This is a genomic window from Enterobacter sp. MGH120 (genome assembly GCF_001037725.1).
Taxonomy (GTDB): Bacteria; Pseudomonadota; Gammaproteobacteria; order Enterobacterales; family Enterobacteriaceae; genus Enterobacter; species Enterobacter hormaechei_C.
In genome coordinates, this window is sequence record NZ_KQ089940.1 from 2,649,599 (window position 1) to 2,671,829 (window position 22,231).

The 22,231-nt window shown below is 56.0% G+C and carries 17 protein-coding genes; 5 read left to right on the forward strand and 12 right to left on the reverse strand.

The genetic code is table 11. From position 1 onward, the window contains the following. The first annotated feature begins 48 nt into the window (after positions 1–48). Positions 49–690 (forward strand): ECs1377 family protein, encoded by a 642-nt coding sequence (locus tag SK54_RS12450; protein ID WP_047365089.1) that lies wholly within the window; start codon positions 49–51, stop codon positions 688–690. Here SK54_RS12450 and SK54_RS12455 read toward each other — a convergent pair. Beyond that, positions 683–982 carry an ArsR/SmtB family transcription factor gene (locus SK54_RS12455; protein WP_000612740.1) on the reverse strand — a complete coding sequence of 100 codons (300 nt, stop codon included), beginning with the start codon at positions 980–982 and terminating at the stop codon, positions 683–685. The genes SK54_RS12450 and SK54_RS12455 overlap by 8 nt on opposite strands. Before the next feature lie 161 nt (positions 983–1,143). Between SK54_RS12455 and fusA the strand changes: the two genes are divergently transcribed. Continuing rightward, positions 1,144–3,246, forward strand: a complete 2,103-nt coding sequence (fusA, locus tag SK54_RS12460) for an elongation factor G (protein ID WP_048247305.1) — start codon at positions 1,144–1,146, stop codon at positions 3,244–3,246. Positions 3,247–3,313: 67 nt separating this feature from the next. Here fusA and SK54_RS12465 read toward each other — a convergent pair whose 3' ends face one another. The 3 genes from SK54_RS12465 to SK54_RS12475 all read right to left on the reverse strand — a co-directional run bounded on the left by SK54_RS12465 (position 3,314) and on the right by SK54_RS12475 (position 4,799). Then, on the reverse strand, positions 3,314–3,739 hold the full coding sequence (locus SK54_RS12465) for a DUF3828 domain-containing protein (protein ID WP_045345129.1): 426 nt from the start codon (positions 3,737–3,739) through the stop codon (positions 3,314–3,316). Next, entirely contained in the window at positions 3,739–4,101 is a 363-nt protein-coding gene (locus SK54_RS21970) for a hypothetical protein (RefSeq protein WP_039273782.1), read from the reverse strand. The genes SK54_RS12465 and SK54_RS21970 overlap by 1 nt, the downstream gene beginning before the upstream one ends. Positions 4,102–4,226: 125 nt before the next feature. Further along, positions 4,227–4,799: a flavin reductase family protein gene (locus SK54_RS12475; RefSeq protein WP_048247307.1), complete on the reverse strand. Its 573-nt coding sequence runs from the start codon at positions 4,797–4,799 to the stop codon at positions 4,227–4,229. A gap of 105 nt (positions 4,800–4,904) precedes the next feature. On the opposite strand from SK54_RS12475, the gene nhoA reads away from it, so the two are divergent. Next, the gene (nhoA, locus tag SK54_RS12480) at positions 4,905–5,750 is read left to right on the forward strand and encodes an N-hydroxyarylamine O-acetyltransferase (RefSeq protein ID WP_047741257.1); all 846 of its coding nucleotides are present in this window, start codon (positions 4,905–4,907) and stop codon (positions 5,748–5,750) included. An 80-nt stretch (positions 5,751–5,830) separates the two neighbouring features. Here the strand turns inward: nhoA and narI are convergent, their stop codons facing one another. The 6 genes from narI to SK54_RS12510 all read right to left on the reverse strand — a co-directional run bounded on the left by narI (position 5,831) and on the right by SK54_RS12510 (position 14,723). After that, complete coding sequence (narI, locus tag SK54_RS12485) at positions 5,831–6,511, reverse strand: respiratory nitrate reductase subunit gamma (protein WP_023303778.1); 681 nt, start codon at positions 6,509–6,511, stop codon at positions 5,831–5,833. Continuing rightward, positions 6,508–7,203 carry a nitrate reductase molybdenum cofactor assembly chaperone gene (gene narW / locus SK54_RS12490; RefSeq protein ID WP_048247309.1) on the reverse strand — a complete coding sequence of 232 codons (696 nt, stop codon included), beginning with the start codon at positions 7,201–7,203 and terminating at the stop codon, positions 6,508–6,510. The genes narI and narW overlap by 4 nt, the downstream gene beginning before the upstream one ends. Further along, positions 7,203–8,747, reverse strand: a complete 1,545-nt coding sequence (gene narH / locus SK54_RS12495; protein WP_048247311.1) for a nitrate reductase subunit beta — start codon at positions 8,745–8,747, stop codon at positions 7,203–7,205. The genes narW and narH overlap by 1 nt, the downstream gene beginning before the upstream one ends. Further along, positions 8,744–12,484 carry a nitrate reductase subunit alpha gene (locus tag SK54_RS12500; protein WP_048247313.1) on the reverse strand — a complete coding sequence of 1,247 codons (3,741 nt, stop codon included), beginning with the start codon at positions 12,482–12,484 and terminating at the stop codon, positions 8,744–8,746. The genes narH and SK54_RS12500 overlap by 4 nt, the downstream gene beginning before the upstream one ends. Before the next feature lie 67 nt (positions 12,485–12,551). Next, positions 12,552–13,937, reverse strand: a complete 1,386-nt coding sequence (locus SK54_RS12505) for a NarK family nitrate/nitrite MFS transporter (RefSeq protein WP_003857034.1) — start codon at positions 13,935–13,937, stop codon at positions 12,552–12,554. Between the two features lie 210 nt (positions 13,938–14,147). Then, positions 14,148–14,723 (reverse strand): TetR family transcriptional regulator, encoded by a 576-nt coding sequence (locus SK54_RS12510; protein ID WP_015570471.1) that lies wholly within the window; start codon positions 14,721–14,723, stop codon positions 14,148–14,150. A 116-nt stretch (positions 14,724–14,839) separates the two neighbouring features. Here SK54_RS12510 and SK54_RS12515 point away from each other — a divergent pair, with 116 nt between their 5' ends. Beyond that, on the forward strand, positions 14,840–16,330 hold the full coding sequence (locus SK54_RS12515; protein ID WP_045339844.1) for an MFS transporter: 1,491 nt from the start codon (positions 14,840–14,842) through the stop codon (positions 16,328–16,330). Positions 16,331–16,375: 45 nt separating this feature from the next. Here the strand turns inward: SK54_RS12515 and ompC are convergent, their stop codons facing one another. Beyond that, a complete protein-coding gene (gene ompC / locus SK54_RS12520) occupies positions 16,376–17,449 on the reverse strand; it encodes a porin OmpC (protein WP_017382300.1) in 1,074 nt (357 codons plus the stop codon). Positions 17,450–18,075: 626 nt separating this feature from the next. After that, positions 18,076–18,954: an aromatic amino acid DMT transporter YddG gene (gene yddG / locus SK54_RS12525; RefSeq protein WP_017382301.1), complete on the reverse strand. Its 879-nt coding sequence runs from the start codon at positions 18,952–18,954 to the stop codon at positions 18,076–18,078. A 220-nt stretch (positions 18,955–19,174) separates the two neighbouring features. Between yddG and fdnG the strand changes: the two genes are divergently transcribed. Continuing rightward, entirely contained in the window at positions 19,175–22,222 is a 3,048-nt protein-coding gene (fdnG, locus tag SK54_RS12535) for a formate dehydrogenase-N subunit alpha (protein ID WP_121363381.1), read from the forward strand. The last annotated feature ends 9 nt before the right edge of the window (positions 22,223–22,231 follow it).

Consider the following 22,231-nt stretch of genomic DNA (forward strand, 5'->3'; position numbering starts at 1 on the left):
TGCCGCGCTGGATAGAATTACCGCATCCACATTGACGGGATGCCCAACATGACCGGAAGAGTCGATTATCATCTGGAAAAATACCTCCTCACCGAAGCCGGTGAGCCGGAACGCCTGACGCGCCAGTGGGCGGAGGTGATGCGCGAGTGTCATGACCAGAAATCCGGAGCAGAAGAGCGGCTGCGTCTTGCGCTGCTGAATGTGGATTACGTGACCAGCTTTGAGCTTCCCTTCCGGTTACTTCTTACCCGCGCACCGCAGCTGATTGATGGCATCAGAAATGAGTTTCAGCTCAGTCAAAAAAATGTCCTGTTCAACGGCAAGCGGTTTGGCTGCGTCTACAGCCTTAAACAGGATTTGAACGGCATTCCCGATGAATTTACCTACCACCTGAAGACCCGTATTCAGCGAATCGATGCGTCCGGCGGATCGGAAGTGCCTTACCGGCAAATCGCTCAGCAGGTGAAAGCCCCCCGCGAGCGCCTCCAGCTGGCGCTGGAACAGGGGCTTGCGGTCACCGCGCTTGACGGGCTTTTCTGGTTTGGCCTCCAGCGCATAGCCGCCGAGGTGCAGCGGTTAAGGAAGACCGGGATGAGAATAGTCACGTCCGATACGGAGGTGTTCGACACCCTTACCGGAACAATACGGCGCATTCCGGTTTATCGTCTTGAGGACGCTGCCGCTACTTAGCCTGGAGCAGGATCGCCAGCAGCCCAGGAAAACGGGCGTCCAGATCTTCTCTTCTCAGTGAGATCATATTCTCGCGCCCCTGCGGGCGCTGCCAGATCACACCGCTGTCGCGCAGCACGCGCCAGTGGTGAGTCATAGTGGATTTCACCACCTCTTCCGGGCGCAGTGCGTTACAGCTCAGTTCGCTGCCGTCGGCCAGCCTGCGGATAATCGCTAATCGCAGCGGGTTGCCGAGGGCGAACAGCACATTTTCCAACACTATTTGTTCAGGTTCCGGGTGGTTTGGGATCATCGTTTTCCTGCGTCTCGCGTGAGATTGAGCTATATCAACAATAGGTCAACCGTTAAAAAATAGTTCGATAATACTCGTACAATAGGACTATTATAACAAACGAACGAACACGCGACCATCCCGGTCGTCACAAACCAGTCATGAAGACTTAAGGAAATATCATGCCCCGACCCATTCCACTCGAACGTTATCGCAACATCGGTATCTCCGCGCATATCGATGCCGGCAAAACAACCACCACTGAGCGCATCCTGTTTTACACCGGGATGAGCCACAAGCTGGGTGAAGTACACGATGGCGCGGCAACCACCGACTGGATGGCGCAGGAGCAGGAGCGCGGGATCACCATTACGTCGGCGGCGGTAAGCTGTTTCTGGCCCGGTATGGACAGAGGCTTTGAACCGCACCGCATCAATATTATCGACACCCCCGGGCACGTGGATTTCACCATTGAGGTGGAACGTTCCATGCGAGTGCTCGACGGTGCGGTGATGGTCTATGACTCCGTCGGTGGCGTGCAGCCGCAGTCGGAGACCGTCTGGCGTCAGGCGAATAAATATCACGTTCCGCGTCTGGCATTCGTCAACAAAATGGACCGCCCGGGCGCAGATTTCTTCCGCGTGGTGCGGATGATGCAGGAGCGGCTGAAAGCCAATCCGGTCCCGATTGTGATCCCCGTGGGGGCAGAAGAACACTTCACCGGCGTGGTGGATCTCATCAGGATGCGCACTATTCTTTGGGATGATGCGACGCAGGGCATGGCGTTTAGCTATGCGCCAGTGCCTGACAATCTGCTGAGCACCGCCCAGGCGTGGCGAGAAAAAATGGTTTCGGCTGCGGCAGAAGCCAGCGATGAGCTTATGGATAAGTACCTTGAGACGGGCGAACTGGATGAAGCGGAAATCATCAAAGGGCTCCGGATCCGGACTATCTCCGGCGAAATACAGCCCATGCTGTGCGGCAGCGCCTTCAAGAACAAGGGCGTGCAGCGCATGCTCGACGCGGTGATTGAATTGATGCCGTCTCCACTGGACGTGCCCGCTATTGATGGGGTAGACGAAGACGGACAGCACGCCGAGCGCCACCCAAGCGATGATGAACCGTTCTCCGCGCTGGCCTTCAAGCTGATGAGCGATCCGTACGTCGGCCAGCTGACCTTTATCCGCGTCTATTCCGGCATACTGCGTAAAGGCGACGCGGTGTACAACCCGGTGAAGGGTAAGAAAGAACGTATCGGGCGCATCGTGCTGATGCATGCCAACGATCGCCATGAGGTGGACGAGCTGCGCGCAGGGGATATCGCGGCCTGTGTCGGGCTGAAAGACGTCACCACCGGTGACACGCTGACCGACCCGAATGCGGTGATCACCCTTGAACGGATGGAGTTCCCGGACCCGGTTATTTCGCTGGCGATTGAGCCGAAAACCAAGGCCGATCAGGAGAAGATGGGGATCGCCCTACAGCGCCTGGCGGCGGAGGATCCGTCGTTCCGCCTGCACACGGACGAAGAGTCCGGACAGACCATTATCTCCGGGATGGGCGAGTTGCATCTGGAGATCATCGTTGACCGCATGAAGCGTGAGTTTGGCGTTGAGGCGAACATTGGTCGTCCGCAGGTCACCTACCGTGAAACTCTGCGTAAAGCGGTGAAGGATATTGAAGGTAAATTTGTCCGACAGACCGGCGGGAAAGGGCAGTACGGTCATGTGGTCCTGAGCCTTGAGCCGTTAGCCGCCGGGAGTGGTTTTGTGTTTGAAGATGCCACCAAAGGCGGGGTGGTGCCGCGGGAGTACATCCCGTCGGTGGAAAAAGGCTTGCGAGAAGCCATGAATACGGGAGTGCTGGCGGGCTATCCGGTGGTGGATGTGAAAGCGACCCTGACGTTTGGTTCCTACCATGACGTTGACTCCTCGGAGATGGCCTTCCGCATGGCGGCGATCCTCGGCTTCAAAGAGGGCGCACGGCGGGCGGATCCGGTTATTCTTGAGCCGGTGATGCACGTTGAGGTGGAAACGCCGGAAGAGTACGCCGGGAACATTATGGGCGATCTCTCCTCCCGTCGCGGCCTGGTGCAGGGTATGGCAGAGCAGTATGGCAGCCAGATTATTTGCGCTGACGTCCCGCTGGCTGAGATGTTTGGCTACGCCACCACGCTGCGCTCGATGTCCCAGGGGCGCGCGACGTATACGATGGAATTCCATCATTTTGCGGAAGCTCCGCGGAATGTGGCGGATGAGATTATTGCGAAGCGTGTGAAGAGTTAATTAATTGCACATGGTAGTCATTTGGCTACCATGTGCCTTTATTATTACGACAGGGAGTTTATGCCTGTTACTTAATTAGCGTCGCCGATCGCACTTTCCATTTTCCTTGCTCTTCAACGAGACAATCTGCAATCACATGATCTTGCTTCTTACCAAATGCGACATAGACGTTTGTGCAAACGGCGTCAAAATCAGAATGTAAGACGGTTATCTGATTCCAGTCATCATCCCAGTGCTGCGCTTTGATAAACATATCCGCATCGGGCATATCTTTGTCGTTACTGTCGCCAGAGTACATTTCTTTAATTGCTGCAATGGTCCCTGAGGCTACGTACTCGTTCATAATGTCTGGATTGAGTACGGGTGGTTTGTTCTGATCTAACTGCGCTATATACCATTGATTGAATTTAAGCGCCGCCTGACCCGGTGCATAAATGTTTTCTGCGGCCGCGAGCGGAGACAGGGCGAAAAGTAAAAAGTAGAGTGGTTTCATTAATCATGCCTGAACAGTTCGTAATGAGGTTGTATGTTGCGGTAAGCCTGCCCAGGATACATGGTGCGTTGCACAAAATCGCTGATCCACTGTTGACCATCGTATATACAAACGTGACCGCTATCATGACCAATTATATTTTGGATAACTGCGACGTCACCAGCATGGGGTTGATCATATACCAGGTGAAAGCCTGCATTGACTAATGTGCGCCCCATATCTTTTGCCAGACGCGTGTTGGGGATTTTTAATCGACCACCCGCTCTGATCGCTTCTGTTACGTAACGAGCACAATAACCCGTGCTGCTGGGTTGCGCGTGTGATTTCGCATATGATATTGCGCCATCTTTGTTCCATGACATGCATATTTCCTTTACGAAAGATTGTTTATGCAACAGCTTCTGAAATATCCTCCGTTTAACATCGTCGTGATAAACATAAAATGCCATAGAAATTTTATATAATTCAGATGGGTATAATTAAAAAATCATTCCAGCGCCTTCACCATTTTCCCGCTCGCGACAAACGTACCCGCACCCAGATGATGCAGCGTATTCAGCTTATCCCCGTCAAACTGCCAGCGTCCGGCGACAAATGCGCGTTCATCCGCCGCGGCGGAAACCACTTCGCCAAACAGAGTGTCATATTTCTCTGCCGCAGAGGTTACAGGTAATAACCGGCACTCCATCCACGCCATACATTTCTCTTCTATAACCGGCAGGCCAAGCTCAGGGCCATAAATAACCGGGATCCCGTAGCAGTTGAATTTATCCTCGTCGCGCCCGCTGACGCTGCCGACCGCCCAGGTCCAGTTGGCTGCCGCCACGCCGGGGATCACAATGCCGAATTTCCCGCTGCGTTCGATCAACTCCCGTGACCACGCGCTTTTGTCTACCACAATCGCGATACGCGGGGGCTCAAATTCCACCGGCATAGACCATGCGGCGGCCATGACGTTGCGACGATCGATGGTCTCATCCCGGCTGGTGATGAGCACGGTTGGACCGTGATTCAGAAGACGGCTGGCATGGCGTAATTCAACAGGGCGAAAGTGGTTCATAGGATCTCCTCATGTACACGATGAGTATGACGAAAAAGCACTTTTGCGCATATGCATAAGGGAAAATAGTTTATAAACAGGGGATATCACATCCTGGAGCAAATCATGTCCCCATTTCTGAGTGCTTATTTCGCCCGCACGGGCTGGCAGCAGCCCGTGCAGGTTGATATCGATACCCTGCGGGGGCTGCATTTACACCATAACTGCGCAATCCCTTTCGAAAATATCGATGTTGTTTTGCCGCGGGAAATCCATCTGGACGACGGGTGTCTGGTGGATAAACTGGTCACCGCGCGTCGGGGGGGGTATTGCTTCGAGCAAAACGGCCTGTTTGAGCGGGTGTTGCGCGAAGTCGGGTTTACGGTGCGCAGCGTGCTGGGGCGGGTTGTACTGGCTAATCCGTCGCAGATGCCGCCACGCACGCACCGGTTGCTGCTGGTTGAGCTGAACGGCGAGCGCTGGATCGCCGATGTGGGATTTGGCGGACAAACGCTGACGGCGCCGATTCGTTTGATCGCCAACGAGGAACAGGAAACCCCACACGGGCGTTATCGTTTGCTGAGCGAGGGTAACGACTGGGTACTGCAATTCCGCCATCACGAGCACTGGCAGTCGATGTACCACTTCGACCTGGCGACCCAGTACTTCAACGATTACGTGATGGGAAACTTCTGGTCGGCGCACTGGCCGCAGTCCCATTTCCGTCATCACCTGCTGATGTGTCGCCACCTGCCGGACGGGGGCAAGCTGACGCTGACAAACTTTAATTTTACCCACTGGCAGAACGGTCATATGGAGGAGCAGATCCATTTGCCGGATGCGGAGGCGCTGTATAAGCTGATGCAGGCGCGGTTTGGCCTGGGCGTTGATGACCCGAAGCACGGCTTTACCCTGGCCGAGCTGACGGCCGTGATGGCGGGGTTTGATACGCATCCACAGGCAGGGAAATAGCCCGGTGGCGGCTACGCCTTACCGGGCCTACAGCGGCTTGAAACGTAGGTCGGGTAAGGCGTAGCCGCCACCCGACAAAATCAACGGCGCGATCTCACTACCTGATACCGACGGGTGAAGTACTCAAACGGCGCGCTCCACACGTGCACCAGGCGGGTGAACGGGAAGATAAGGAAGATCGTCATCCCCAGCACCAGATGCACGCGGAAGATCGGCGCGACGCCGCTTAGCATTTCTGACGAGCCTCCCTTAAACGTCACGATCCCCTGCGCCCAGCCGACCAGCTTCATCATCTCGCTTCCGTCAGGATACTGAGCGGAGAAAGGAATGGTCGACAGCCCAAGGATGCACTGAAGCAGCAGGATACTCATGATGATAATATCCGGAGTGGTGGACGTGGCACGCACCCGCTGGTTGAACAAGCGGCGGTAAAGCAGCATAGACCCGCCAACCAGCGTCAATACGCCGCACACACCACCCGCCATCATCGCCAGCTGCTGCTTAACCGCGACGGGTAAAAACCAGGCGTACATCCAGTGTGGGGTTAACATGCCGAACAAATGCCCGAAGAAGATCCCCAAAATCCCGATATGAAACAGGTTAGAGCCCCAGTTCATACCGCGTTTGCTGAGCATCTGGCTCGACGAGGCGCGCCAGGTGTACTGCCCGTAGTCGTAGCGCAACCAGCTGCCAAGGAAAAAGACGGTGGCGCAGATGTACGGATAAATGTCATAGAAAAACACGTTCAGGTAATGTGTCATTTTGGGCCTCCGGCGCTGACGTCCACGTACTGCGGCGCGACGTCCTGGCTAAAGCGTCGTTGATATTGCTGTATCGGCGAGCTGTCGCACGATGTGGCGTTGTCTTCGATAAACTTCACCTGTTCCTCTTCCCACACGGCGTCCAGCGCCTGACGGGTATCATCCCGTTTTTCACCAGACACCTGCTTCGCCACGCTGTCGCTGGAAAGCCGTGTACCGGCCATCGTCAGCAGGGCATCAAACAGCTGGTAATGCGCCACCTGGCGCTGTTTCAGCCGGCCGCCAATCAGCGCCAGGATCGGCGCGACGTTTTGCAGCCCTTCACGCGCCTCGTCATCGCTGACGATACTGAGATATTCCAGATAGAGCGGCAGATAGTCCGGCAGCTCGCGGCAGTCCAGCTGGAGCCCGGCTTTCTCATACTGGCTCATCAGGTCGACCATCGCCTGACCGCGATCGCGGGACTCGGCGTGAACGTGTTCGAACAGCAGTAGCGAGGTTGCGCGCCCCCGTTCAAACACTTCGCACCATTCGGCCTGCTTATCCAGCAGAGGGGCGCTCAGATGCTGCTGCGCAAACGACAGCAGCATGGGCGCGTCCTGTTCCACCAGGGAAAGCGCTTCGTCACGGTTTTCCCACAGCAGCTCATCGGGATACTCAATGAGCAGCGCGATGATTTTGAGGATTTGCATTACTCTCCCTCCCCGTGATCGCGCACTTCGGTGATGTTGATCGCGTCGATGCGGCTGCTGTTGAAGAGGTTGAATTTGGTGTCGGAGCCGTGGCAGCCGTCGCCAAAGGTGAAGCCGCAGCCGTTTTTCTCCGGGAAGGCGTCGCGCGCCATTTCGCGGTGGCTGGTCGGGATCACGAAGCGGTCTTCGTAGTTGGCAATCGCCAGGTAGCGATACATCTCTTCTACTTGTTCTTCCGTCAGGCCGACCTCTTCGATGGCGCGGGTGTCGGTCACGCCTTCCACGGTCTGGGAACGCTTGTAGTGGCGCATCGCCATCATGCGCTTCAGGGCGCGCAGCACCGGACCGGTATCGCCCGCGCTGAGCATGTTTGCCAGGTACTGCACCGGAATGCGCAGGCTTTCGACCGCAGGCAGCACGCCGTCGCTCTGCGGCAGACCACCCGCGTCGGCGTAGGACTGAATCGGTGACAGTGGCGGCACATACCAGACCATTGGCAGGGTGCGGTATTCCGGATGCAGCGGCAGGGCAAGCTTCCAGTCCATCGCCATTTTGTAAACCGGGGAACGCTGTGCCGCGTCGATGACGTTCTGCGGAATACCCTGTTTCAGCGCTTCCTCAATCACCGCCGGATCGTTCGGGTTAAGGAACACGTCGCACTGGCGCTCGTACAGATCGGTTTCATGCTCGGTGCTGGCCGCCTCTTCAATGCGGTCCGCGTCATACAGCAGCACGCCAAGGTAGCGGATGCGCCCGACGCAGGTTTCCGAGCAGACGGTCGGCTGGCCGGACTCAATGCGCGGGTAGCAGAAGATGCACTTCTCTGACTTGCCGCTCTTCCAGTTGAAGTAGATTTTCTTGTACGGGCAGCCGCTGATGCACAGACGCCAGCCGCGGCATTTGTCCTGGTCAATCAGCACAATGCCGTCCTCTTCACGCTTGTAAATCGCACCGCTCGGGCAGGTGGCAACGCAACTGGGGTTCAGACAGTGCTCGCACAGGCGCGGCAGGTACATCATGAAGGTGTTTTCAAACTGGCCGTACATCTCCTTCTGGATCTTCTGGAAATTGCGGTCGCGGGCGCGTTTTTCGAACTCGCCGCCCAGCAGCTCTTCCCAGTTGGGCCCCCATTCGATTTTATCCATTCGCTTGCCGTCAATCAGCGAGCGCGGGCGGGCGGTAGGGAGGTGATCGCCCTCTGGCGCGCGGTGCAGATCCTGGTAATCGAAGGTGAAGGGTTCATAGTAATCGTCAATCTGCGGCAGGACGGGGTTAGCGAAAATCTTCGACAGCACGCCCATTTTGCCGCCGAGGCGCGGGGTCAGCTTGCCGTGAATACCGCGGATCCAGCCGCCTTGCCACTCATCCTGATCTTCCCAGTTTTTCGGATAGCCGATACCCGGTTTGGTTTCGACGTTATTGAACCACGCGTACTCCATCCCTTCGCGCCCGGTCCAGACGTTCTTACAGGTGACCGAGCAGGTGTGGCAGCCAATGCATTTATCGAGATTCAGAACCATGCCAACCTGTGAGCGTATTTTCATTTTTTCGCCTCCTGTACCTGATCCCGACCTTCGCCGTCCAGCCAGTTAATGTTTTTCATTTTACGGATCATGATGAACTCGTCGCGGTTCGAGCCGACGGTGCCGTAATAGTTGAAGCTGTACGCCAGCTGCGCGTAGCCGCCGATCATGTGGGTCGGTTTCGGGCAGACACGGGTGACCGAGTTGTGGATCCCGCCGCGCCGTCCGGTTACTTCTGACCCCGGAATGTTCAGAATGCGCTCCTGAGCGTGGTACATCATGGTCATGCCCGGCGGCACGCGCTGGCTGACCACCGCGCGGGCGGTGAGGGCGCCGTTGGCGTTAAAAGCTTCGATCCAGTCGTTGTCCTCTATGCCCAGCTCGCGCGCGTCGGTTTCGCTGATCCAGACGATTGGCCCTCCGCGCGACAGGGTCTGCATCAGCAGGTTTTCGCTGTAGGTGGAGTGAATGCCCCATTTCTGGTGCGGCGTCAGGAAGTTAAGCGCTTTTTCCGGGAATCCGTTCGGCGGGATTTCGCGCATATGGGTAACGCTGCGGGTGTCAATCGGTGGACGATAAGCCACCAGACTCTCCCCGAAGGCGCGCATCCAGTCATGATCCTGATACAGCTGCTGGCGGCCCGAAATCGTGCGCCACGGGATCAGCTCGTGAACGTTGGTATAGCCTGCGTTATAGGAGACGTGCTCGCTCTCAAGGCCGGACCACGTCGGGCTGGAGATGATTTTGCGCGGCTGCGCCTGAATATCGCGGAAGCGGATTTTCTCATCTTCTTTGTTCAGCGCCAGATGAGTGTGATCGCGCCCGGTCAGTTCGCCGAGGGCTTCCCAGGCTTTGACCGCGACCTGACCGTTGGTTTCCGGCGCAAGGGCGAGGATCACCTCTGAAGCGTCAATGGCGGTCTCGATGCGCGGGCGACCTTTCGCCGGGCCGTCGAGCTTGACGTAGTTGAGCTTGCCGAGGAAATCGACCTCGTTCTGGGTGTTCCACGATATGCCTTTTCCGCCGTTACCGAGCTTGTCCAGCAGCGGCCCAAGGGCCGTAAAGCGCTCGTAGGTTTCCGGGTAGTTACGCTCGACCACGGCGATGTTCGGTGCCGTTTTGCCGGGGAGCAGATCGCATTCGCCTTTGCGCCAGTCCTGAATATCAAACGGCTGCGACAGTTCCCCCGGTGAATCATGCTGTAGCGGCTGTAGCACCACGTCAGTTTCGGTGCCGAGATGCCCTACGCACACTTCAGAGAACACTTTGGCGATGCCCTTGTAAATCTCCCAGTCGCTGCGGGACTCCCACGCCGGGTCAACGGCGGCGGAAAGCGGGTGAATAAACGGATGCATGTCCGAGGTATTCATGTCGTCTTTTTCATACCAGGTGGCGGTCGGGAGGACGATATCCGAGAACAGGCAGGTGCTGGACATGCGGAAGTCGAGCGTCACCAGCAGATCCAGCTTGCCCTCAATGGCGGCGGTTTGCCATTCCACCTCTTCAGGTTTCACGTCGTCCGTTGAGCCTAAATCCTCACCCTGGATACCGCTTTCGGTGCCAAGCAGGTATTTCAGCATGTATTCATGGCCTTTCCCGGACGAGCCAAGCAGGTTAGAACGCCAGACAAACAGGTTGCGCGGGTGGTTCTTACCGTTATCCGGCTGTTCGCATGCGAAGCGAATATCACCCGATTTTAACGCCTGCACGGTGTAATCCTGCGGCGACATCCCGGCGGCGTCGGCGCGAGCTTTCACGTGCAGCGGGTTGAGGTTGAGCTGCGGCGCGGAAGGGAGCCAGCCCATGCGCTCGGCGCGGACGTTGAAATCAATCAGGTGACCGGTAAACTTCGATGCGTCTGCAAGGGGAGAAAGCAACTCCTGGGCGGTGAGCTTCTCATAGCGCCACTGGCTGGCGTGGTTGTAGAAGTACGATGTGCTGTTCATCTGGCGCGGCGGACGGTTCCAGTCCAGCGCGAAGGCCAGCGGCAGCCAGCCGGTTTGCGGGCGCAGCTTCTCCTGGCCCACGTAGTGCGACCAGCCGCCGCCGCTCTGCCCGACGCAGCCGCAGAAGACCAGCATGTTGATCATCCCGCGGTAGTTCATGTCCATGTGGTACCAGTGGTTCACACCGGCCCCGAGGATGATCATCGAACGACCGTGAGTTTTGTGCGCCGTGTCGGCAAATTCACGGGCGATTTTTTCTATCAGATAAGCGGGGACGCCGGTAATTTGTTCGCCCCAGGCCGGGGTGTAGGCTTTTATCTCGGCGTAGTTTGTCGCCGCGTTACTGTCTTCCAGACCGCGATCGAGGCCGTAGTTTGCCAGCACCAGATCGTACACGCTAACCACGCGTCTCTGGCTGCCGTCGGCCAGCGTCAGGGTTTTACTCGGTACGCGGCGCGTCAGCACCGGCTCCTGCTTCACGCTGCGGAAATGCGGATTCTCGTTGCCCCCGAAGTAAGGGAAGGCCACGTCTGCCACGCTGTCGTGGGTGATGAGCAGGGAAAGCGTCAGCTCGGTTTCCTGTCCTGCTGCCAGCGACTCCAGGTTCCATTTGCCTTTTTCACCCCAGCGGAAGCCGATGGAACCATTCGGCGCCACCAGATTTCCGGCCACGTCAAAGGCGATGGTTTTCCACTCCGGATTATTGGTTTCACCCAGCCCGTCGGCCAGATCCGACGCGCGCAGCATGCGGCCCGGCACCACGCGACCGTCAGCCTGTTCATCCAGCAGGACCAGCATCGGCATGTCGGTGTAGCGGCGGCAATAGTTGAGGAAGTACTCGCTCGGGTTATCGAGGTGGAACTCTTTAAGGATCACATGGCCCATCGCCATGGCAAGGGCGCTGTCGGTACCCTGTTTGGGGGCCAGCCACTGGTCGCTGAGCTTCGCCACCTCCGAGAAGTCCGGCGTAATGGCGACGGTCTTGGTGCCCTTGTAACGCACTTCGGTAAAAAAGTGGGCGTCCGGGGTGCGCGTCTGCGGCACGTTCGAGCCCCAGGCAATGATATAGCTGGAGTTGTACCAGTCCGCCGATTCCGGCACGTCTGTCTGTTCGCCCCAGGTCATCGGCGACGCCGGAGGCAGATCGCAGTACCAGTCATAGAAGCTCAGGCAGGTGCCGCCGAGCAGGGAGAGATAGCGCGTACCGGCGGCATAAGAGACCATCGACATGGCCGGGATGGGGGAAAAACCGGCTACCCGATCCGGGCCGTAGTTTTTGATGGTCCAGACGTTGGCGGCAGCAATCAGCTGGTTAAGCTCTTTCCAGTTTGAGCGGATAAAACCGCCTTTTCCGCGCGCTTTCCTGTAGCTCTGCGCTTTCTGCGGATCGTTCTGGATGGCATCCCAGGCCAGCACCGGATCGGTATGCTGCGCCAGCGCCTCGCGCCAGAGTTCGATCAGCCTGCGGCGTACCAGCGGGTACTTGAGACGGTTGGCGCTGTAGAGATACCAGGAGTAGCTTGCGCCACGCGGGCAGCCGCGAGGTTCGTGGTTAGGTAGGTCAGGGCGGGTGCGCGGGTAGTCGGTCTGCTGGGTTTCCCAGGTCACCAGGCCATTTTTGACATAAATCTTCCAGCTACAGGAGCCGGTGCAGTTAACGCCGTGGGTGGATCGCACAATTTTATCGAACTGCCAGCGCTGACGGTAGCTGTCCTCCCAGTCGCGGTTGGTGTGGTACACCTGCCCGTGCCCATCGGCGAAACTGTCGCCTTTTGTTTTGAAGTAACGGAAGCGGTCCAACAGTTTGCTCATGACATTTCTCCTGCTTCGATAGCATGGCCGGAGGGTGAGACATCACGCTCCGGCGAAGAGGTAGTTATTATTTTTGTGAGGATTTGCGGCCGTACACCAGCCAGGTGACGAGCACGCAGACGATGTAAAACACGAGGAAGACTTTCATGGCGCCCACCGGGGAACCGGTCATCGCCAGGGATGTGCCAAAGGCTTTGGGAATAAAGAACCCGCCTACCGCACCGATGGCAGAGATAAAGCCCAGCGCGGCAGCCGTTTCGGTCACCGCTTCATGCTGTGCCTGTTCGTCGCTCCCGCCCTGTTTTTTCACGCGGTCGAGGGTGATTTGGCGAAAGATAATCGCGATCATCTGGAAGGTCGAGCCGCTGCCCAGGCCTGCGGTGAGGAACAGGCCCATAAAGACCAGATAGAAGGCGATAAAACTGCCTGAACCAGACCCGGGGAGCGTCAGGAAAATCAGGGCGCTAAAGATGGCCATAAAGACGAAGTTGATCAGCGTCACCCGTACGCCGCCCAGCCTGTCTGAAATCATTCCGCCAGCCGAACGCGCCAGAGCGCCGATCAGCGGGCCAAAGAAGGCGAGGTGGAGGATATTTACGTCCGGAAACTGGGTTTTCGACAGCATAGCAAAGCCTGCCGAGAAACCGATAAACGAGCCGAAGGTTGCCAGATAAAGCAGGCTCAGCAGCCAGAGGTGAAAGCGCTTAAGCACCGGAAGCTGGCTGGCAATGGACGCTTTCGAGCTGGCGATGTCGTTCATGCCAAAAAACGCCGCAAGGGTAGCAAGAATCAGCAGCGGGGCCCAGATCCACGCCGCGTTCGCCAGCCACATCGTCGAGCCATCCTCCTGGGGGACGCCGTGAACGCCGAGGAAGGTAAACATCGGCAGAAAAATCACCAGCGGCGCAACCAGCTGCATCACGCTCACGCCCAGGTTACCCAGCCCGCCGTTAATGCCCAGCGCGCTGCCCTGTCTGGCTTTCGGGAAGAAGAAGCTGATGTTTCCCATGCTGGAAGCGAAGTTGGCGCCGGCAAAACCGCACAGCAGTGCGATGATGATAAAGACCCAGTAAGGCGTGGCGGTATTCTGGATGGCGATCCCAAGCCAGACACAGGGTACGACCAGGATAACGGTACTTAACACGGTCCAGTAACGTCCGCCAAATATCGGCACCATAAAAGAGTAGGGGACACGCAATATCGCGCCGGAAAGAGAAGGTAATGCCGTTAGCATAAAAAGCTGATCGGTGCTGAAATTAAATCCGACCTTATTAAGATTTACCGCAATAGCGCTAAACAACATCCATACACAAAACGCGAGAAGCAAACACGCCACGGAAATCCACAGGTTTCTACGTGCGATATGTTTCCCTTTATTCTCCCAAAATTGCGCGTTTTCCGGTTTCCAGTTACTCAACAGATGCTGATTACTCTTCTCGCTTTGATGTGACATATCACCCTCTTGCTTACCCAAATGGAGAGAAAAAAGAAGTGAAAACAGAAAGATACCTTTCGGCAGTTTGTAGAAATTTTTGGATGTTATGGGATACATCTGAAAGGATAGATAAAAAAGCGAATCCCTGAGTTTGGAATGGGAATCAGGGTTCGCTTTATGTGTTACTAATTGTAACTGTTTGCGGAAATTAATACCCCGATGGGAGTATTAAAACAATTCGAGGGAAATAAGCTTATCCAGATGCTTATTAAATGCCGCGTCGTCCATTTCAGGCATATTTAATACGTATATGCCATCCAGGCCACATACCAGACCAATTAAACGCCAGGCGATATTTTCCGGCTGGTCAGCAAGCGTAAAGGCGTTGGCCTCCGCCCCGGCGCGGATAATCGCGACCGTTTCCTGGTGCCACATCTCCATGGTCAAAACGTAGGCGCCTTTGATATCGCTATCCCGGCTGGCAAGAATTTGCGCCTCCCGCCACAGTCGAATATAAGGCTCAAACCCGCCGTCATCGCTGCCGAGCATGGCATGCAGGCGCTCGCGCCAGCCGGCGTTTTCGCCAACGATTTCAGCATCCAGCAAATCGCGGATTAGCCGGACAAACGCCAGCGACTTAAGCTCGCCCGCCGACGCAAAGTGGTGATGCACCTGCCCGGTGGCGACGCCCGCTTCGGTGGCGATGCGGCGCACGGTCATCGCAGCGAATCCTTCGGTCAGCGCCACGCGCATCGCGGCCTGGAGGATCTCTTCCCGCCGCTCGTCCTTGCTCAGATAACGCATAATTTCTCACTCTCAATGGCAACGAAACGAGTGTAACAAAGAGCTGGACAAGTGTTCAACTTTACGTAGGATCGCATTCTGGACATGTGTCCAGTTTTTAACTGAAAAGGAAATTTATGTTTCGTCAGTGGTTAGCGTTAGTGATTATCGTGCTGGTGTATATCCCGGTGGCGATTGACGCGACGGTGCTGCACGTGGCGGCGCCAACATTGAGCATGACGCTGGGTGCCAGCGGCAACGAATTGCTGTGGATTATTGATATTTACTCGCTGGTGATGGCGGGGATGGTGCTGCCTATGGGCGCGCTGGGGGATCGCATTGGCTTCAAGCGCCTGCTGATGATCGGCAGCGTGCTGTTTGGCCTGTCTTCGTTAGCGGCGGCTTTTGCGCCTTCCGCGGGCTGGCTGATTGCCGCCCGCGCGTCGCTGGCGATAGGGGCGGCGATGATCATCCCGGCAACGCTTGCAGGGATCCGCACCCTGTTTACTGACGCGCGGCACCGTAATATTGCCCTCGGCGTCTGGGCGGCCGTTGGGTCGGGCGGCGCGGCGTTTGGCCCGCTGATTGGCGGCATGTTGCTGGAGCACTTTTACTGGGGGTCGGTGTTCCTGATTAACGTGCCGATCGTGCTGATCGTGGTTTCGCTTGCTGCGCGCTTTGTGCCTGCTCAGCAGGGGCGGCCCGAGCAGCCGCTCAATATCAGCCATGCCATTATGCTGATTGTGGCGATTTTACTGCTGGTCTATAGCGCCAAAATCGCCCTGAAAGGGGTGCTGTCGCCGTGGATGGTGGCCTGTACGCTGCTTACCGGGGCGGTGATGCTGTTTATCTTCGTCCGTATCCAGCTGCGCGCGCGCGTGCCGATGATCGACATGCGTCTGTTTTGCCATCGCATTATTTTAAGCGGCGTGGTCATGGCGATGACCGCCATGATTGCGCTGGTGGGCTTTGAACTGCTGATGGCGCAGGAGTTGCAGTTCGTGCATGGTTTTACGCCGTTTGAAGCAGGGATATTCATGCTGCCGGTGATGGTGGCGAGCGGATTTAGCGGGCCGATCGCGGGTGTGCTGGTCGGGCGTCTGGGGCTGCGCATTGTCGCGGCCGGAGGCATGGGGCTTAGCGCGGTCAGTTTTATCGGCCTGTCGACGCTCGATTTCAGCACCCAACAGTGGCAGGCGTGGAGCCTGATGGTGCTGCTGGGCTTCAGTGCCGCCAGCGCACTGCTGGCATCGACGTCAGCGATCATGGCTGCCGCGCCGAAAGAGAAAGCGGCCGCCGCAGGCGCGATCGAAACCATGTCCTACGAGCTGGGTGCTGGTCTGGGGATCGCCATTTTCGGTCTGCTGTTAACCCGCAGCTTTTCGGCGTCTATTGTACTGCCGCAAGGGCTGAGCGCGTCGCTGACAGATAAAGCCTCGTCGTCCATCGGTGAAGCGATGAAGGTGGCGCAGGAGCTGTCGCCGTCGCTGGCCGAGCCGGTGATGAAGGCGGCGAAAACCGCGTTCATCACCTCGCACAGCGTGGCCCTGGGCAGTGCGGGAGGCATGCTGCTGATTCTGGCGGTCGGGATCTGGTTTAGTCTGGCGAAGGTCGGAGGGCAGCAGTAATAAAAAAGGCCAGCCGCGAGGGCTGGCCTTTTGAACTAACAAATCTTAGAACTGGTAGGTCAGACCTACAGCTACGATGTTGTCGGTAGCCACTTTGGCATCTTTGGTGAACTGGCTGTCATCCACGAGGTTGATTTTGTAATCAACATAGGTGGACATGTTTTTGTTGAAGTAGTAGCTCGCGCCAACGTCAACGTATTCAACCAGGTCCTGGTCGCCATAAGAACCGATGTCTTTACCTTTGGATTTCAGGTAAGCGATGGACGGACGCAGACCGAAGTCGAACTGGTACTGAGCCACAACTTCGAAGTTCTGCGCTTTGTTGGCAACGTGACCGTTACCGAACGCCGTCATGTTGCGGGTTTCAGAGTAGGTGGTTGCCAGGTAGATGTTGTTCGCATCGTACTTCAGGCCAGCAGCCCAGACTTCTGCGTTTTCGCCACCGGCGTTCAGGTTGCTTGCAGCACGAACCTGACGGTCGGTACGGTCAGATTTCGCGTAGGTCGCACCCACACCGAAGCCGTCGAATTCATAGGTAGAAGACAGACCCCAGCCGTCACCGTTGGATTCGGTGATATCGTCACGGTCGTTTTTACCCTGGTACTGAGCAGCCACGTTCAGGCCGTCAACCAGACCAAAGAAGTCGGTGTTACGGTAGGTTGCAACGCCAGTGGTACGGCCGGTCATGAAGCCGTCAGTCTGCGTCCAGGTATCGCCACCGAACTCTGGCAGAACGTCAGTCCATGCGCCGATGTCATAAGCCACACCGTAGTTACGACCGTAGTCGAAGGAACCGAATTCATCGAATTTCAGACCAGCGTACGCCAGACGGGTTTTGTTGCCGTCGGAACCTTGAGCTTCAGAGCGATTGCCCTTGAACTCATATTCCCACTGACCGTATCCGGTCAGCTGATCGTTGATCTGAGTTTCACCTTTGAAGCCCAGACGAACATACGTTTTGTCGCCGTCGCTACCAGCATCATCAGAAAAATAGTGCAGACCAGTAACTTTGCCGTACAGATCCAGTTTGTTACCGTCTTTGTTAAAAACTTCAGCCGCGTTAACAACGCCAGCTGCCAACATGGAAGTCACTGCCACTGCAACTAATTTAAGTTTCATCTTAAATAATCCTTATAATTTTATTTAGGTATTTCCTAAGCCACCTGAGCGATTTTTAAACGAGGCTTATCGTCAATGGCAGACTATTTTTAAAATTCCGTAGACTGCTTTCAATAATAAGTTTCAAAATATTAAAGATAATTTCAATTAGTGTGATCCTGATCGGATAAATTGCCCTTAAATCGGCCAGTCAGGTTAATATATAGACATAAAGTGATTATTAACTAATCAAGATAATATGGCTGTGAATAGTTGTCGGACGTTTTAGTTTTTTGGTGGGATTAAAAGGGTTTGGCAGGGAATGTCAAAGCATGTGGCAGAATAACCTTTTTTAAAACAGTTGATTATAAATTTCTCGGGAAACCAGAACCTGTTTTTTAAGAGAAATATTCAGAAATAAACTATTGCACTTTGTGCTATATAGCGCGGGAATATTGGCGCTGAATTAATTACCTGCGTTGTCAGTTTATGTCAATTTCCACAACAACTCTGGCTTTCTGACAGCACTCTATACAGAAATTTAATTACTCTCTAATGTTACGAACCATATTCGAGGGTGTGATCACATATTAAAATATTGTTAATATTTTGCCGGGCATATTCGGTACCCGGCAAAAATAAAAATGCTATTTGCGGGTGGCATACCAGCACAGTAACGATCCGGCGCACACCATCAATGCCCCTTGCCAGAATGAGAGTGAAAGCGGAGAACTCAGCAGAATAGCCGCCAGTGCGGCGGAAAGAACTGGCGTGAAATAAGAGACAGCCGCAAGCACCGTGACGTTACCGTGAAGAATACCGATATTCCAGGCGGCGTAGCCAAAGCCAAGCGCAACCCCACACATCAATAGCTTCACCACAACCGGGACGCTGAACACCATTTCGGGCTGATCGCTGACGGCATATTTGACCCACAGGCTCAGGGCGGTCAGCAGGACGAAAAGGGTAATGCCATTTTGCCCTTTGGCATACTTGCTGGTGACGGTGCAGTAGGCGGCCCAGATAAAAGCGCCAGCAAACGCCAGCCCATAACTTAGCGGACTGGAAACGACGTTCTGCATGATGTCATTCAGTTGCAGACCGTTTTCGCCACCTAAAACCCAGCACACACCCAACAGCGAGATGAGAAGCCCAGGGATCACCCACAGGGTGGTTTTTTGCCCGTTGAACAAAATCGCGAACGCAATCGTCAGGCTTGGCCACAGATAATTGACCATACCGACTTCAATCGCCTGTGAGCGCGTCGCGGCATATCCCAGCGACAGGGCCAGGCACATCTCATAGCTGACAAACAGGATGCTGCCCGCAATGAGATAGCGCATGGAAAAACGCCGAAGATCGGGAAAACCCACCGTCACCAGACACAACAGCCCGCTGACGGTGTAAATCATCGCCGCGCCGCCCACCGGGCCCAGTCCTTCACTGACGCTGCGGATGAGACCCACCATGGTGCTCCACAACAATATGGCCGCCAGGCCTGTCAGCGTTGCTCTTTTTCTGTCCATTACCCTGCCAGTCTTCTAAAAATCAAAGGGAAAACTTATAGCATCTATTTGCTACACCTGGCGAATTTTCAAAGAGCCTGTTAACCCGAAAGGATTAGCAAATCGTACCGGCAGTGACTATTAAGGGGGCGAAGTCTGACGACCTTGATTTGACGCAAAAAAAACAGGGACTTTGCTGTTAGTTTGCGGCGCGAAGTCTTATCAGATAACGAGGACAGCAATGGACGTCAGCCGCAGACAATTTTTTAAAATCTGCGCGGGCGGTATGGCCGGAACAACAGCCGCAATGCTGGGATTCGCTCCCAAAATGGCGCTGGCTCAGGCACGCAACTATAAACTGCTGCGTGCGAAAGAGATCCGTAACACCTGCACATACTGCTCCGTGGGTTGTGGGCTATTAATGTATAGCCTGGGTGATGGCGCAAAGAACGCCAAAGAAGCGATTTATCATATTGAAGGGGACCCGGACCATCCGGTGAGCCGCGGGGCGCTTTGCCCGAAAGGGGCGGGGCTGCTGGACTACGTCCACAGTGAAAACCGTCTGCGCTACCCGGAATATCGTGCGCCGGGCTCTGACAAATGGCAGCGTATCTCCTGGGACGAAGCCTTCTCCCGAATTGCAAAACTGATGAAAGCGGATCGCGACGCCAACTTTATTGAGAAGAACGAGCAGGGCATCACGGTAAACCGCTGGACCTCCACCGGGATGCTGTGTGCCTCTGCGGCAAGTAATGAGACCGGCATGTTGACGCAAAAATTTGTGCGCTCCCTCGGCATGCTGGCGGTTGATAACCAGGCGCGCGTCTGACACGGACCAACGGTAGCAAGTCTTGCTCCAACATTTGGTCGCGGTGCGATGACCAACCACTGGGTTGATATCAAAAACGCTAACGTCGTGGTGGTAATGGGCGGTAACGCCGCTGAGGCCCATCCGGTGGGATTCCGCTGGGCGATGGAAGCGAAAAACAACAACGATGCGACGCTGATTGTCGTCGATCCACGCTTTACGCGTACGGCATCGGTGGCTGATATCTATGCGCCGATCCGCTCCGGTACGGACATCACGTTCCTTTCCGGCGTGCTGTTGTACCTGATCGAAAATAACAAAATTAACGCGGAATACGTTAAGCATTACACCAATGCCGGCCTGCTGGTACGGGAAGATTTCGCCTTCGAAGATGGCCTCTTCAGCGGCTATGACGCCGGGAAACGTCAGTACGATAAATCGTCCTGGAACTATCAGTTCGACGAAAACGGCTACGCGAAACGCGATGAGACCCTGAGCGATCCGCGCTGCGTGTGGAACTTGCTGAAACAGCACGTTTCCCGCTATACGCCGGACGTGGTGGAAAACATCTGCGGTACGCCGAAAGCGGACTTCCTGAAAGTATGTGAAGTGCTGGCTTCCACCAGTGCCGCCGACAGAACCACTACATTCCTGTACGCGCTGGGCTGGACGCAGCATACCGTGGGCGCGCAGAACATCCGTACCATGGCGATGATCCAGCTGCTGCTCGGCAACATGGGGATGGCCGGTGGCGGCGTGAACGCCCTGCGCGGGCACTCTAACATTCAGGGCTTAACCGACCTCGGCCTGCTGTCGACCAGCCTGCCGGGTTACCTGACCCTGCCGTCCGAGAAGCAGACCGACTGGCAAAGCTGGCTTGACGCCAACACGCCAAAAGCGACGCGTCCGGACCAGGTGAACTACTGGAGTAACTATCCGAAGTTTGCCGTCAGTCTGATGAAATCGTTCTACGGCGACGCGGCGCAGAAAGAGAATGACTGGGGCTTTGAGTGGTTGCCGAAATGGGACCAGGCTTACGATGTCATCAAGTATTTCAATATGATGGATAAGGGCGACGTCACGGGGTATATCTGCCAGGGCTTTAACCCGGTAGCGTCATTCCCGGATAAAAACAAAGTCGTTCGCAGCCTGAGCAAGCTGAAGTACATGGTGGTTATCGATCCGCTGGTCACCGAAACGTCTACGTTCTGGCAGAACCACGGTGAATCAAACGATGTCGATCCGGCAGCGATTCAGACCGAGGTGTTCCGCCTGCCGTCGACCTGCTTTGCGGAAGAGGACGGTTCTATTGCCAACTCTGGCCGCTGGTTACAGTGGCACTGGAAAGGTCAGGATGCGCCCGGCGAAGCGCGTAATGACGGCGAAATTCTGGCCGGGATTTACCATCGTCTGCGCGAGATGTACCGCGCCGAAGGCGGCAAAGGCGCTGAGCCGCTGCTGAAGATGAGCTGGAACTACAAGCAGCCGGATCATCCTGAGTCCGAAGAGGTGGCAAAAGAGAACAACGGCGTGGCGCTGGCCGACCTGTACGATGCCAACGGCAATCTGGTGGCGAAGAAAGGACAGCTGCTCAATAGCTTCGCGCTGTTGCGTGACGACGGTACCACGGCCTCTTCCTGCTGGATCTACACCGGCAGCTGGACGGAGCAGGGTAACCAGATGGCCAACCGCGATAACGCCGATCCGTCAGGCCTGGGCAATACCCTGGGCTGGGCATGGGCGTGGCCGTTGAACCGCCGCGTACTGTACAACCGTGCCTCCGCAGACGTGAACGGTAAGCCGTGGGATCCGAAACGCATGCTGATCGAGTGGAACGGCACGAAGTGGACGGGGAACGATATCCCGGACTTCAACACCGCCGCGCCGGGCAGCAACACCGGGCCGTTTATCATGCAGCCGGAAGGGCTGGGACGTCTGTTTGCTATCGACAAACTGGCGGAAGGGCCGTTCCCGGAACACTACGAGCCGATGGAAACGCCGCTCGGCACTAACCCGCTGCACCCGAATGTGGTCTCCAGTCCGGTGGTACGCATCTACGAAGACGACGTGCTGCGTTTAGGTAAAAAGGACAAGTTCCCGTATGTCGGCACCACCTACCGCCTGACCGAGCATTTCCATACCTGGACCAAGCACGCGCGGCTTAACGCCATCGCGCAGCCGGAACAGTTTGTGGAGATAAGCGAAACGCTGGCGAAGGCGAAAGGCATTGCCAACGGCGATCGCGTGAAGGTCAGCAGCAAGCGCGGCTTTATTCGCGCGGTGGCGGTGGTCACCCGTCGTCTGCAAACGCTGAACGTGCATGGCCAGCAGGTGGAAACCGTCGGTATACCACTGCACTGGGGCTTTGAAGGGGTAGCGCAGAAAGGCTACATCGCCAATACCCTGACGCCAAACGTCGGCGATTCAAACTCGCAAACGCCGGAGTATAAAGCGTTTCTGGTCAACATCGAGAAAGCGTAAGGAGCGATT